The sequence below is a fragment of the Mycoplasma sp. 13536 genome (assembly GCF_055523495.1).
On the sequence record NZ_JBVFVC010000001.1, the window covers coordinates 792488 to 807735 of the forward strand.

At 25.9% G+C, this 15248-nt stretch carries 11 protein-coding genes; 8 read left to right on the plus strand and 3 right to left on the minus strand.

Annotated elements, in window-relative coordinates:
* Positions 1–35: 35 nt before the first annotated feature.
* Together AC0B4N_RS03180 and AC0B4N_RS03185 are read right to left on the minus strand one after the other, a co-directional pair.
* Positions 36–503: a hypothetical protein gene (locus AC0B4N_RS03180; protein WP_465102410.1), complete on the minus strand. Its 468-nt coding sequence runs from the start codon at positions 501–503 to the stop codon at positions 36–38.
* Entirely contained in the window at positions 472–2106 is a 1635-nt protein-coding gene (locus AC0B4N_RS03185; protein ID WP_465102411.1) for an MAG5620 family putative phospho-sugar mutase, read from the minus strand. The genes AC0B4N_RS03180 and AC0B4N_RS03185 overlap by 32 nt, the downstream gene beginning before the upstream one ends.
* 100 nt (positions 2107–2206) lie before the next feature.
* On the opposite strand from AC0B4N_RS03185, the gene ychF reads away from it, so the two are divergent.
* The 8 genes from ychF to AC0B4N_RS03225 all read left to right on the plus strand — a co-directional run bounded on the left by ychF (position 2207) and on the right by AC0B4N_RS03225 (position 13092).
* On the plus strand, positions 2207–3307 hold the full coding sequence (gene ychF / locus AC0B4N_RS03190; protein ID WP_465102412.1) for a redox-regulated ATPase YchF: 1101 nt from the start codon (positions 2207–2209) through the stop codon (positions 3305–3307).
* An 87-nt stretch (positions 3308–3394) separates the two neighbouring features.
* Positions 3395–3748 (plus strand): PTS glucose transporter subunit IIB, encoded by a 354-nt coding sequence (locus tag AC0B4N_RS03195; protein WP_465102413.1) that lies wholly within the window; start codon positions 3395–3397, stop codon positions 3746–3748.
* Positions 3748–7500, plus strand: coding sequence for an AAA domain-containing protein (locus AC0B4N_RS03200; RefSeq protein ID WP_465102414.1), 3753 nt, complete (start codon positions 3748–3750; stop codon positions 7498–7500). Before AC0B4N_RS03195 ends, AC0B4N_RS03200 begins: the two co-directional genes overlap by 1 nt.
* A 95-nt stretch (positions 7501–7595) precedes the next feature.
* Positions 7596–7868 (plus strand): ArsR family transcriptional regulator, encoded by a 273-nt coding sequence (locus AC0B4N_RS03205; protein WP_465101606.1) that lies wholly within the window; start codon positions 7596–7598, stop codon positions 7866–7868.
* Positions 7825–9612 (plus strand): ABC transporter ATP-binding protein, encoded by a 1788-nt coding sequence (locus tag AC0B4N_RS03210; RefSeq protein WP_465102415.1) that lies wholly within the window; start codon positions 7825–7827, stop codon positions 9610–9612. Before AC0B4N_RS03205 ends, AC0B4N_RS03210 begins: the two co-directional genes overlap by 44 nt.
* 2 nt (positions 9613–9614) lie before the next feature.
* A complete protein-coding gene (locus tag AC0B4N_RS03215) occupies positions 9615–11462 on the plus strand; it encodes an ABC transporter ATP-binding protein (protein WP_465102416.1) in 1848 nt (615 codons plus the stop codon).
* A gap of 558 nt (positions 11463–12020) precedes the next feature.
* Entirely contained in the window at positions 12021–12890 is an 870-nt protein-coding gene (locus AC0B4N_RS03220; RefSeq protein ID WP_465102417.1) for a DegV family protein, read from the plus strand.
* Positions 12883–13092, plus strand: a complete 210-nt coding sequence (locus AC0B4N_RS03225; protein WP_465102418.1) for a hypothetical protein — start codon at positions 12883–12885, stop codon at positions 13090–13092. Before AC0B4N_RS03220 ends, AC0B4N_RS03225 begins: the two co-directional genes overlap by 8 nt.
* 68 nt (positions 13093–13160) lie before the next feature.
* On the opposite strand, the gene AC0B4N_RS03230 is transcribed toward AC0B4N_RS03225, so the two are convergent.
* Positions 13161–15236 carry a transglutaminase domain-containing protein gene (locus AC0B4N_RS03230; protein ID WP_465102419.1) on the minus strand — a complete coding sequence of 692 codons (2076 nt, stop codon included), beginning with the start codon at positions 15234–15236 and terminating at the stop codon, positions 13161–13163.
* Positions 15237–15248: the final 12 nt, after the last annotated feature.

Here is a 15248-nt window from a genome sequence, read left to right on the forward strand (position 1 = left end):
AAAACTTGCATGTGACATTTCCAATTAATAAGTTTTTAAGCGTAAGTAATAATGATATTAATTACAAAAATTATGGTTCATAAAACCAAATTTAAAACATAGCCAAAGGAGGTTTTATAATAAAAGCTATTATAGTAATTGTCTTGTAATTCTTTTTGTTTATAAAAAATTTGTTTTTGACTTTCTGACATTTCCATAAGCTTTTTTTGCTCTTTAATTTTTGTATTTTTAGAATTAATGTTTTTAAAATTATTAATCGTTTTATTTAATAAGCCCATTTTTAAACCATAAGCCAAAAGCGCACCTACAAAGGTAATTATAATTGAAGTGTTTATAGAATTTAAAAATTTATAATTATCATAACGGTGTTGCACAATAAAATCAATTAAAACAACTAACCAATAAAATATAAAAAATAAACTTAAAATAAAATAAGTTTTTCTTGCTTTAAATTGAAATTTTAAATATTCTTTAAGAATTTGTTTTCAGGTTCATTTTTGCATTTTTTGTCTCTTTTTTAAATTTATTTAAGTTTTTAATAATTACTCATTGTAAGAATTTGTGGATTATTCTTACTAAGACTCTCTTTGTTTTAGAATAGTTCATTGCTAATTCGGATTCAAATTTTAGAACAAGGTTTTTTTTGTTAAAATCATAAAAAGCATACATATAAAAACTATGCTCTTTATACTTAAAAGTAACTTCTAATAAATCATGTTGCTCACGATTTTTAAATTCATGTTGCTGGATTTTAGTAAGTTTAATGGACTTTAAAAAAACTTTGCCCACTTCAAAAATATTTAATGCTTCCAAGGCTTCATAGTATTCAAAATTAACTTCTTTGGTGCTTAAAGAAAAATTAAATTTACTTTCAAGGGTTTTAAGATACTTATAACCAAAAAGATAATTGTTGTTTTTATAGTCTAAAAACATTTTAGATAACTTTAAAATAAAGTCAAAATTTGAATAATTTAATTGGTTACCTAAATTTGCAGAAAATTTATTATGAGTGTAACTAAGTAAAACGTTATTAGTCCCTAAGGCAATATTTTGATTATTATCATAAGGTATTTTAAAATTTATTAAGAGATTGAGAATAAATTTTGGTACATAAAATGGTAAATAAACTTGGTTTAAATCAAGGCTTGAATCATTTTTTCAAGTTAAAAAATTATAGTTAATAAATAAGTAAATTAAATCTTCTTCTTTTAGGGTAATATACCTACTTTTAACTTTAGCATAAATTTTTAACTGTTTTGCTTCATTAAGATGAATAATTAAATCCGTTTTATGTTTGACAAAATTTAAATCCAAAATAGTAAATAGCATTTTATTTGAAATATTTCTTTTATATATAACAACTTTATAACTAGAATTATTCAAAATTCTTTGTAAGATAAATAAATCTAGAGAATTAGATGCAATAATACTAATTTTTAATGTTTTGTTTAGTTCAAAGTCACCTGTTTTTGATGTAAAATTAGTTTTAAAATTTGAACAGTAAAGTTTAAGTATTTTATCAACATTAATAATTGTTGATTGAGAACTTGGTGATAATAAAAATAAATTATTAATTTTAGTAAATTCACTTAAGTAAAAAATATATTCTTGCAATTTTAGATCAATCTTATCTTTAACTAACTTCAAATAATATTTATTTTGAGTTTGATTATAACTTAAGAAGATTCCATTATTAATGCCAGTAGTTTCGATAGTTTTATAAAATAAAAATTCATTAATGGTATCATAATTATGAGTAAAAACTTCAAACTTTGCTTTGTTAGCATAACGTACTAATAAGTTTTTTAAATTTTGGCCTTGAGCATTCCCAAAATCAGTTGCAATTAATATTTTTTTATTTTTGTTACTTGATAGATCTTTCAAGAAAATTGCAAAAATACTCAGGCAACTAAATGGATTTAAATGGTCTAAATTAAATTTATTAATTCCTACAAATTCAATGCCATAAACTGTACTTTTAGCCTTGCTTACTAAATTGTCAAAATCCGTATGGTAATGTTTAATTTCGTTATCAAATTCCTCTAATGTTGAAATTGATTCATTATTATAAAAACTTCTTCAAATATTTAAAGTACTAAAGGCCATAAATCTCCTAATTATCCTAATATTTTTTTAATTTTACCAAATTTAAAGTAAAATAAATAAAATACATTTTTATAAATAAATTTTTTTAGTTAGGAGTCTTATGTCATTAAAAGCCGGAATTATCGGATTACCCAATGTAGGTAAGAGTACTTTATTTAGCGCCTTAACCAAAAAACAAGTTGAATCTTCAAATTATGCCTTTACCACAATTGAACCAAATATTTCAACTGTTCCATTGATTGACCCGCGCCTTAAGCAAATTGCAAAATTAATTAATCCAGATAAAGTTGTTTGAGCTACTTTTGATTTTGTTGATATAGCTGGTTTAGTACAAGGAGCTTCAAAAGGTGAAGGTTTAGGTAATAAATTTTTAGCGAACATTCGCGATGTAGATGCTATTATTCATGTTATTAGATGTTTTAATGATAAAAATATATTACATGTTGCTAACTCAATTAATCCAGTACGAGATAAAGAAATTATTAATTATGAATTAATCTTGGCAGATTTAGAAACTATAAATAACGTTTTAAATAGAGTTTCTAAAAAATCGAAATCTGGGGATAAAGATGCAATTATTGAACAAAATGCTGCTTTAAAAGTAAAAGCAGCATTAGAACAAACTATACCAGCACGTGAAGCACTCTTAGATGAAGCTGAAACAAAATTAATTAAAGGTTATAATTTATTAACCTTTAAGAAAATTATTTACGTTGCTAATTTAAATAGTGAACAATTTATTGATTATCAAAATGATGAATTATACAAATCACTTGAAAGTTCTTTAAAAGACCATGAACAGTTAATCCCAATTTCAGCTGAATTAGAAGCTCAATTAAGTATGATAGAAAATAATGATGAAAAACTTGAGTTATTTACAATTTATAATATTCAAAGTAGTGGGCTTGACATTTTAACCAAAGCTGCTTTTAAATTATTAGATCTTGAAACATATTTTACAGCAGGAAAAATCGAGGCAAGAGCTTGAGTTTATAAAAAAGGTTGATCTGCTCCTAAATGTGCGGGGGTGATTCACAGTGATTTTGAGAAAAAATTTATCAAGTCGGAAGTGATAAGTTACCAAGATTATTTAAAATATGGTGGAGAATTAGGTGCAAAAAATGCTGGTAAACTACGGCAAGAAGGTAAAACCTACATTATGCAAGATGGCGATGTTTGCCACTTTAAATTTGGAAAATAAAAGCAAAAAACAATTTGCTTTTATTTTTTAATTGCATATATCAACATTATGTTTTAAATTTCTGTATTTTCTAGTATCATATTAAATATGATAAATAATAAATGGAAAAGAATTATTTTAATTATTGTTACATTTGGTTTAATACTTTTAAAGTGAAAAAAAGTAAAACATGAAAAAAATACTATTTACCAAGTGAATAATCCTCCTTTTGAAATAACAAAATTAATCGAAGCTTTAGGCATAAATAATTACATTATTAAACAATATAAACCTTCAAGAATTGAATTAGAAATTAAAGATATTTCATTAGTAAGCTTAGAAAAAATCAAAAACATTAAGGGAGTTAGTGGACTTTTTGTGAAAAGTAATTTAATTTCAATAATTTTAGGTGTATATACCAAAGCAACATTTGATGCATTACAAGATAGTAAAGGAGCATAATGAATACAATTGACATTAAATATACAACTATTTTAAATAATTTGCTTGATGTTGAACCTGGAGATCCTGCAATTTTTACCCGAAATAATCGCAAAGATTATTTAGATCTTAAAGATCTTATTGACCATGAACAATACCAAGCAATTATAAACAATGAAACATTTAATATTTCATTACTAGATGGGGCTTTATTAGCTTTAAAAAAAGAAATTGAATTATCAAATTCATTAGATGAACTTACTTATATAGTTAAAAGTAAAAATATCCGTAAATTAAAGTTTGAACGCTTTTTAAATGCTAAAACTCATTTTAATGAAATTAAGAAAAATATTCTTAATATTATTCAAAGCAAGATTCATAGTCAAGTTACTACCTTAAAGCAATTATCAGTTAAGGCCCATGAATATTTGGAAGAAACTAATGTTTGACCATTACATATTGGATTCTTATTTATAAGTTTGAAAATTGAAGATAAAGTAATTTATGCACCATTATTCTTTAAAGAAGTTACTATTAATATTAAAAATGGAAAACCATTTTTAATAAGTGAAGGTGATATTAAAGTTAATGAAAAACTACTATTCTTTTTCCAAAGTAAAGATATCGCCTTGCACCTTGACAAAAATTTAAATATTAATTCAATGAATGCATTAATTACAATCTTACAAAAAGATTGGGAAAATTTATTTACATTGCCAGAAGAAGTATTTGGATCATTCGAAAATATGGGTGAAAGTGAAATTCAAAATGAAAGTTTAATATTTCACCCCGGTGCCATTATTGGTATTTTTGAACCATTAGGTGGTTACTCACGTGCAAGAATGAAAGAAATCATTGAAAAACAAGAATTTGATGAAATTTTAAAAGTTAGTTTTAATAAAAATATTTACCAAGAAACAATCACCAAAACAATAAATAATCCTAACTACACAATTTTTAAAATTACACCTTCAAACTTATCGCAAGACAAAGCAATTGTTTCATCATTAAATCAAGATACGATTATTTGAGGTCCACCAGGGACAGGCAAATCACAAACCATAGTTAATTTAATCACTAATATTTTAATTTATAACAAAACTGCTATAGTTGCTTCGCAAAAAAAGGCAGCCTTAGATGTTATTAAAGAAAGAATGGGTATTTTACAATCATTTTGCCTTTTTGCTTTAAAATCTAAAAATATCAATAAAAATAAGTTTTATGAACCAATTATTAAATACCTTGAATTATTGGAAAATTTCAAAAATCCAATTAATCCAAGCGAACGAACACCCATTATTAGTCAACAAGAACAAAAATACATTTATTTAATAAATGATATTTTAATAAATAAACATATTCAATCAATCCTAAGGGCTTATTATTACTTAGCAAAACATAAACAAGATCCAAATTATATAAGCGATGTTGAAATGTTAATTAATTTACCAAATGATATTTTATACCCTGAATATGAATATTCCCACGGTCAAATTCTTGAAATTTTGAAAAAAGAAAACAAAATAAAATGATTAACCTTTTTACCAAAATATCGCAAGCTTAAAATTGTTGCTGAAAATATCGAATCACATATACCTAAATTTGATGGAAGTTTTTCAGATTTAATCACTTTTTTTAATGAGTTACCGCAAAATTCTCTGGATAAAGAAACCATTAATAAACTAAATGAAATTATTGAATTAAGTAAAAATTTAAAATATCAACAATTTATTTGAGACCAAAAGATCTTACATAAAATTATTTTAGAACGAATCTACAACCGCCTTACTAAATTAGATGAAAATGATAGCAAAGAATATCAGGAATTTGCACAGCATGTACGCATTAAAAACCTAGAACCGCAAAAATTCATGAAAAAATTTGCCAAATTGCTAAAAGTAATTTATCCAATTATTGTAGTTACTCCTGACACTGATTTAGCACATTGAACTAAAGGCGAAATTGACTATGCAATCTTAGATGAATCTAGTCAAATTTTTATCGAAAAGGGACTACCAATTTTATATTTAGCTAAAACTAAAATTTTAGCAGGAGATCCAAAACAAATGAGCCCAAGTAATTGGTTTGGTCGTCGCAGTACTGATGATAGTATTTTTGGAAAAGTTGAATCAATATTAGATTATGCTTCATCTCTAAATATCACTAAAATTTTATTAGACAAAAATTACCGTTCAAATTATTCTGAACTAATGTCTTTTTCATCAAAACATTTTTATAACTCGCAATTAGATGTGATTGATACAAACGATGATAATATCAATGACGCAATTGAAGTATATCAAGTAGAAGGACAATGAAAAGACCAAAAAAATGAAGTTGAAGCTTTAAAAGTTATTGAAGTCTTAAAAGCAAATTTAAAAAAATATAATAAAATCATTATTTTAGCTTTTAATATACAACAAAGTGATTATATTAACAATCTATTGCTTAATAAATATCCCGAGCTTTATGATGATATTACTGAAAATAAAATTATGATTCGTAATGTTGAAAATATTCAAGGTCATGAAGCTGACTTAGTTATTACTACTGTATCATATGATAAATTTACAAGGTTTTCTTCAACTTCAATTTGTAAGCCAAACAGTGGTAAAAATACTTTAAATGTAGCGATAACTCGTGCAAAAGACAAAATGATTGTTGTTAAAACAGTTAGAGCGTCTGATATTAAATTACCTGAGAATTATTCTGAAGATTTAGAAATTTTCAAAAAATGGTTGCAATTTTTGGAAAAAACCAGTATCCAACGTAAACAAGATGTTTATGATTCCCTAAATCAAAATGATAATCCGGTTGATGATTTACAATTATTTGATTTAAAAGCAAATAAACAAAAAACTATTAGTAATTTAGAAAATTCTAAATGATTTATTGAATTAGTAAAAAATAGTATTAATAAATGTATATCCAACCAAAATCAATATGAAATATTTGAAAATTATATTGTTGGTTCTTTGAAAATAGACTTACTAATTACCAAAAATCAAAAACCTTTTAAGGCAATTATTTTTGATTCCTTTACTAACTTAAACAACGAAACATATATGGATATTAGAGACCAATTCCGTTTCTTAAAATCCAAAAAATATGATGTACACATAATCTCACCTATTTCATGAATTCATCAACAAAATGAATTAGAATATTGATTTAACAATGAAGAAAATCAAGAAAAGAATAAAGAACTAAAACCAAGTTTAACCTACATTTTGAACAAAGGTGAATTAGACTACTTTTTAAAAAATGAAAATAATGCACAAGTTGAAAAACAATTAGAAAGTCCAACTTTTGCAAATCAGTTAAAAACATCTGATAAAGAAATAGAAAAAGTAGTTGATATTCAAAATATCAACCAGCATGTTGAAAACACTAAAATTAAGAATGAAGTTATACAACAAAAAAACATCCAAAGCCTTGAACAAAAAATTTCAAATAATCAATCTCCAAAACGAGATGAACAAGACCCAGCAATTCAAATAAATGATTCAATAAATAAAGATGATTATAAAGTAGATGGCGATCAAGATATTCAAGCAAGTGAAAAAACCACAGACATTCAAAACCAAGATTTTGAATATTATGATTTTGCATTTGAAGATGATATATTAAATAAACCAAATATAGCAAATGAAAAAACTTTAGTAAATGATCAGCCCATCAATGAAGATGAATTACGTAAAGAACTTGATTTAATCATAAATTCAAATGAACCAAATCAAAATGCTAACAATGAAAAAGAATTGAAAAATTAAGCTAAAAGAAAGATATTTGTATGTATGAAAATAATTCGCTAAATTTAGAAAATATCCTGGGTTTTTTATCTAAAAAAATTAAAAAAAATATCATCATGCATTTATTTACGTGTCACGAAAATGAATGTGATGTGATGACAATTGTTAATGTGTTAAATGCAAAGCAATCTAACATTTCTAAGCATTTAAATGATTTGAAAAAAGCTCAAATAATTTCAGCTAGCAGGAAAGGATTGTATTCATATTATTATTTAAATGATACTTTTGTTAAAAAATTTAAACCGTTGCTTAAATCAATTTATCAAATTGATTTAGAGCGAAGTTATGAATGTGAGTGCATTAGAGATGGACACGACGTTGAAAACTAAGAATAAAATTAAAATTTGAGATTTTACTAAAGGCATTAGGTTTTTAATTTTCGTAACAATAGCCCTTATTTGTATTCAAATCTTTTTGGAAGTTATGACACCAAGGTATGTGCAAAACATTATTAATATTATTTCGCTAGATAAATGAGAAGGACAAATAACAAAACAACAAGCTATTTATCAAAACGCAGGTTACTTATTTTTATTTATTTTTTCAACTTTGTTTATTTCGGTATTTGTCCAAGTTGTTTTAGTATCTAAATATCAAACACAGTTTAGTGCAAATATTAAAAATAAATTATTTGAACAAATTCAAAGTTTTTCACCACAAGACTTAAACCACTTTTCAGTTGGAACAATCTTAAACCGGTTAAGTAATGATGTTGGTTCAATGCAAAGAACTCTGCAGTTAGGAGTTACATCTGTTGTCCGCTCGGTCTTTATGTTTTCAAGTGCCCTATATTTTTCATTAAGTGAATCAACCCAATTATCATATGTTTTCCTCATTTCAATTCCAATTTGTTTTGTTATGTATGCAATTATGTATATTGTACGTAAAAATATCCGCAAACTATTTAAATATAATGATCAATTTAACCAGAAATTGCAAGAAAACTTGCATTCTTTAAAAACAATTAAAGCTAATGTTACCGAAGATTTAGAAACTAAAAAAATTCAAGATCATACTCGAAAATTAATGAAATCTAACTTAAAAATTGTTTTAGTTAACTCTTTCGGTGAAACTTCATTTATGACAGTCATTTATATGTCGTTGATTTTATTAGCTACTATTGGTGTTAATTTATTTTTAAATAATAAAATTGATGTTGGGCATATTGTTTTATTTGGAACATATATTTGAATGATTACTTCTTCATTTTTAGGAATTTTAAATATTAGCTACAATATTTTTATAGCAATCCCTAGCTCAAAACGACTCAGCGAAATATTAAACCACAAAACTCAAATTAAAAATATGGCAAATCCTATTAAAGATTTTATAATCCAAAAAATTGAATTTAAAAATGTTTCATTTAAATACCAGCAAAATAAACAAAACACTTTATCTAATATTAATTTTATTTTAGATAAGCATACTTCATTAGGAATAATTGGTAAAACAGGCGAAGGTAAAAGTACTCTAGTTAACCTATTAGCCCGCTTTTATGATGTTACTGAAGGCCAAATATTGATTAATGATATTAATATCAAAGAGTATGATTTAGATAGATTACGTGAAAAAATATCAATTGTTTTCCAAGAAAATATTTTATTCTCAGGGACGATTAAATCAAATTTTACCTCAATTAAGAATGATGTAAGCGATAAAGAAATTTATGATGTTTTACAAAAAGCACAAATTTATGACTTTGTCATTAATAGTCCAGAACAATTAAATACTCTAGTTAATCAAAAAGGTTCAAATTTTTCAGGTGGACAACGCCAAAGACTAGCAATTGCCAGATCATTAATTAAAAATCCTGATTTATTAATAATGGATGATGCAACTAGTGCATTAGATTTTAAAACAGAACAAAGCATAAAAGAAACAATTAATCAAATTGATAATTGTCTGAAAGTTATTATTTCGCAAAAAATTAGTTCAATTAAAGATTGCGATAACATTATAGTATTAGAAGATGGAATGATTAGCAATTTTGGTAATCATGATGAATTAATAGAATTAAATAAGTTTTATAAAGATATTTATTCATACCAAAATTCAATTATAGAAAGTTTTTAATTATGCATTCAAAATATATTAAACATGATAAAAATTTAGTAAAGCGCATTTTTAAACTTCTGTGATCTAATAATAAGCTAATTTTAATCTTAGGGATCTTTCTATTTTTAGTTGCTTCAATTGGAATGCTTTATAACCAAATTTTTATTGGTAAAGTTATTGTGGATCTTGTTTTAAAAGATTATTTAGACGCAAATGCTATTAGAGATCCAAAAACTTTTGATTGACATTTTTTTACTTTAGTAATTGTTTTATCAGCATTACTCTTCTTATTTGCAATTATCTTTAAATTCATTGGAACTTGATTTTTAAACTTGGTTACATTTAAAACAACTAAAAATATTCAAGATCAACTTTACTATAAAATTCAAAAATTGCCAATGGATTATGTAAATAAAGAAATGAAGGGTTCAATCATTGTTGCCTTTACATCCGATATTGAGACTTTAAAAGGATTTTTTAGAGATGTAATTCCCAATATTCTAAATTCAATTTTAACTCTTTCAGTTTCAATTATTATGATGCTAACTTTAAGTTGGCAATTAACATTAATTATGCTTTGTTTCTTAGCATTAATTATTGTTTCATCATATTTTATTATGAAACATTCTAAAAAAGCTTTTGGAAATGAAAGAAAGCAAAATGCCATTGTAACAGCATTTGTTGAAGAATCTCTTAGCAGCTTTGCCACAACTAAAATTTTTAATAATTCAAACCAAATTATTGAAAAATACCATAAACTAACCAATGAGCACAAAAAAATAAGTCACAAAACTTACCGCTTATCTGGAATGTTATTTCCTGTATCATTTAACATTGGTTTAATTTGTTATGGAACAATTGCTGTTTTTGGATCAATTTTATTTGTTCAAGGTAATTCAGCTGGTCTTGGTTTAACAGTTGGTACTTTAGTTTCTTTTACACAATTTGCCAAATCATTTGCACATCCTGTGTCAACAATCATGATGCGAGCTAACGATATTTTAAAAGCCATTGAAGGTTCAAAACGTATCTTTGGGATTATAGATCAGCAAGATGAAGAAGACCAAGGTGAGATTTATCTCAAAGAAGAAAATGATAAATTTTATTGAGTTAATAAGCAACAAGATAAACTTGCAAGTTATCAAGGTTTAATTGAATTTAAGAATGTTTCCTTTGCATATGAAAATATTGCTACCATAGATAATATTAGTTTTACAGTGTTCCCAGGGCAAAAAATTGCATTAGTTGGTAAAACCGGGGCAGGGAAAACAACAATTGTTAATTTACTTGGTCGCTTTTATGAAGTTAGCAGTGGTGAAATTTTAATTGACAATATTAACATTAAATTAATCAAAAAAAGTTCCTTAAGAAAACTTTTTGGCTTTGTGCTCCAAGACACTCAAATCTTCACAGATACAATTGAAAATAATATAACCTATGGAGCAACTAAACCATTTAATGAATCATTATTACAACAAGCAATTGATAATTCAAATTTAATAACCCACATAGACAAAATGCCACAAGGTACAAAATCATATTTAATAAATCATAATTCAAGTTTATCCCAAGGACAAAAGCAATTAGTTTCCATAGCAAGGGTAAATTATCAAAATCCTCACATTATTATTTTAGATGAAGCTACTTCAAACATTGATTCTTTAACTGAATTAGAAATTCAAAAATCAATGGATAAATTAACTAACAAAACAACAACAATTTCAATAGCCCACCGGCTAAGTACAATAATTAACTCAGATTTAATTTTAGTTATCGATAAAGGTAAAATACTAGAAAAAGGAACACACAGTGAATTATTGCAAATAAATGGTAAATATACGCAAATGATACAAAGCTCACAAACTTAAAAATAATAATTTTTATCTTTTTTTAAAAACTCACACTAGTTAGACAGGGAATATTCAAATAAGCAAATTATTTATACTTGTTTAGTCGTCGTGAGTTTTTTACTATTTATCAAGGTATGCTTTTAAATATGAATAATTATATCAATTATATAGGTTTTAATAATCTTCATTTTTTTGTCATCTAATATTTGAAATATTAATTTTTCTATTTAATAAGGTAAAAACTACAAAGTTATTGATGCTAGACAACGCTTCACGTTTATGTCAGTTAATATTATTGTTTATAATATTTAGTATATCTTTTTTATCATAAAAAAAGAGTACATTAATCAACACCAAACAACTTTGGTGATATCAGAGTAATTTACATAAATATAAATTTTGCTATCCTATAAAAAACAATAAGCATCTTTATTATTTATTTAAATTAATATAAATAATTATATAACCATGAAGCCTAAAATTACCTTATGTTTTGCATAACTATTTATAAAATTTTTAATCTTAATAATATATTTAATATTTAGATTTATATTTATTTTATGTTAAAATTACTTTATGAAAAAATTAGGAATTATATTAGATGCTTTTTCTTGTTTAACAAAGCAACAAGCACAAGAATTAGGTTACAAATTTTTACCCTTGCAAGTAGAAATTGATGGAGTAACATACCTTGATGGTATTGATGATCGCCAAGAGTTATTAGAAAAAATTTCTAAAGCTAATAAAGTTTTAACATCATTGCCAAAACTAGATACAATTGAACAAATATTAAAAGATGCTTCGGAAGAATTTGATGATGTAATTTTTGTGGGAATTTCTTCAAAATTATCAGCAACTGCTAACACAGTTCGTACAATTGGGCAAGAACTTGGTAATATCCACGTTATGGAAAACCATTTAATTGGGGATCAAATAACTAAAACAGTTGATTATTTAAAACATTTATATGAACAAAAGAATTATACAATTCAACAATTATATGAAGAAATGGTGTGAATTAATGAATCATCTATAACAAACATTGTACCTGAAAATATTGATCACATGATTAAAGGTGGTAGACTATCAAGTTTTAAAAAATTCGTTTTAACTAAAATACCAATGTTGCCTATTTTAAGTTATGAAGAAGACGGTAGTGTTAAACTAGCAAGTTTAAAAAGAAATATTGCAAAGGCAATCCAAAAAGTTATTGAGGGCATTGTGGAGTATTGTGAAGAACAATCATCTAAAATTAAAGATAAGAAATTTGTAATCACTTTTATTCATGGTATTAAGCAAGAACTTGTAGATATTGTAATGAATAATAAATACTTTAAAGTTAATCCTCAATCAATCTTCTTAACACCTTCAGTAATTGCTGTTCATACTGGCCCTGAAGCAATAGCATTAAGCGTAATGCCGGAATTAAAATTTGATAATGAATAATCAAATAGATAAAATTGAAAAAGAAAACAACCAAATTCAAGAAATAGAGCAAATTATAAAACATCACCAAGAAAATAGTAATTTAGATAAATATAAAAAAATTAAATTTCATTTAATCTTTTATTTTAGTATTATTTCAATTATTCTATTGTTAATAGTTATTGGTGTTATCTTTTTCTTCTTATACAAATATACTGTGTAAAGTTTCTATCGAGTATATCCTAGAAACTTTTATTAAAAATAACATGGCCTTAGCCATGTTATTTTAGTTTATTTTTCAATTTTAAAACCTTTTTTCTTTAAAATATTTAAAACAGATTGATTCATTTTATCTTGTACTTTAACTGTAAGGTTAGAAACATTTCATAATGAATCTTCTTTAAGTTCAGTTAATGAGGAAGGTAAGTGAATTTTTCTTAAACTTGTTACACTATTTACAAACCATTGTGGTAATCTAGTGACACCTTCAGGTATAATGATTTCATTAATATTTTTCAGTTGTGCAAAGGTATGTTCTTTAAAATTGGCATTTTTATGTACCGTAACAGTTGGGCCAATATTATTAGGAACAAAAACTAATCTTTCAAAGTTATTAGTGTATAAAATGCCACCATAAGATGCAAACCAATAACTACCTGGTTCTACGTTAATTTTTTCCAAATATGGGTTATTGAATGATTGTTTTCAATCTTGAATTTCACGAACTGTTTTAGGTAAAGTAAATTCTTTATTTGTAAGTTTATTAGGAATAACTAGTAATTTAGTCATCTCTTTGTTGTATAAAATACCATCTTTAGCACTAAAATGCTTATTATGAGGATTAACAGTAAATTCAACTACTTCACCAGTTCCGCCAGCATAATCAATTTGCTCAATATATTCACCAATGTATAATTTTTTGCTTTCTTTTAATGCTTGTGATGAAATACTTGTAACTTTTAAATCATTAATATTATCAGCATGTTTTTGATTTTGATCCGCATTTTTGTTTTTATTACCATTAAGAGCAAAACCACGATAATATTTATATTCGAATCCATCTTTTACATATGGCGAATTTAAAATTTCAAATGACCTATGGTCTTTAGCAAAATCATCATTTGTCTTAGCGTAGTAACTTTGGCCCCAAGTAGCATCAGAATGGAAAAATTCTTTTTTATCTTCGTCAAAAACAATATTTCATTGGTGATACCCATATTTTGACCAACCGATCACAACTGCACTTTGGACATTTAAAGAATCAAGCATTGCTTTGTATAAGTTGCTAAAACCACCGCAAACAACTATTAATTTATTCATAGCTTCAACAGGGTCAATTGAAGCAGTTTGATCTGCACCTTGTGCATATTTTAAATTAGCTGTAAGTCAATCAAAAACCGCTTTTACTTGATCCATTTTTTTATCTTTTCCTTTGGTAATATCTTTTACTTTATCATCAATAATCTTGCGGTTTTTAGAAATTCCGTCTTTTCCAAGTTGCTTGATTAAAGCTGGGTCATTGTCATCATAGTACCTTTTGATTTGCTCGGCACTAAGGAATTTTAAATAACTCATAGCTTCTAAATTAATTTTAGCATTTGCAGGCACTTGGTTAGAATAATTTAATGAAAGTAAATCTTCACTTTTTCCTTTACCTTCTTTATGTTGCAAGTCAGATTCAGTATATGAAACCTCGGGTGCTGATTTATACTTACTTTTAGCTTCATTGAAAGATAAAGATAATTTATTATATTGTTGCTTATATAAATCTTCTGAATTTACTGTGTGATTTGTAACTAAATAATAATTAGTATCATCAATTATTTGATTTAATGAATCTCTGTACAATTCATACTTTAACTCAGACTTTAATTCATCTTTTAAAAATATTTGAACTTCAGTTAATAATTGTTCATATTGTTGTTGGTTTTTATTTGCAGGTTTAGCAGGTTCTTCTTTTTTTGGAGACTCTTGCTGCGATTTTGAAGGTGGAGGTGTAACAGTATCTGATTTTTTTTCTTCTTGATCTTTAGAACCTGGGTTAGTATCTAATGGATTAGTATTTTTCTCGTTCTCACGTTCGTTTTGTGTTTTTGTAGAGTTCGGGTTCTTTACTGGTGGAGGAGTTGGATCAGACTTGCCTGGATTTGGCTCAGTCTTTGGTGTTTCAGGGTTAGGATTTGTTTCCTTTGTTCCAATAACTGGTTCTTTACTCGGATCTTTGGGCGCTGGGGTAGGATCACTAGGTGTGGGTGTCGTTGTTCGATTACCTGCTCCTGGTTCAGGAGCAGGTGCTGTGCAACTAGCAATGGCAAAAATCGGAGCAGTTGCACCAAAAATAAGAAATTTCTTTAGTTTTTTATGCATAATATTCCTTTC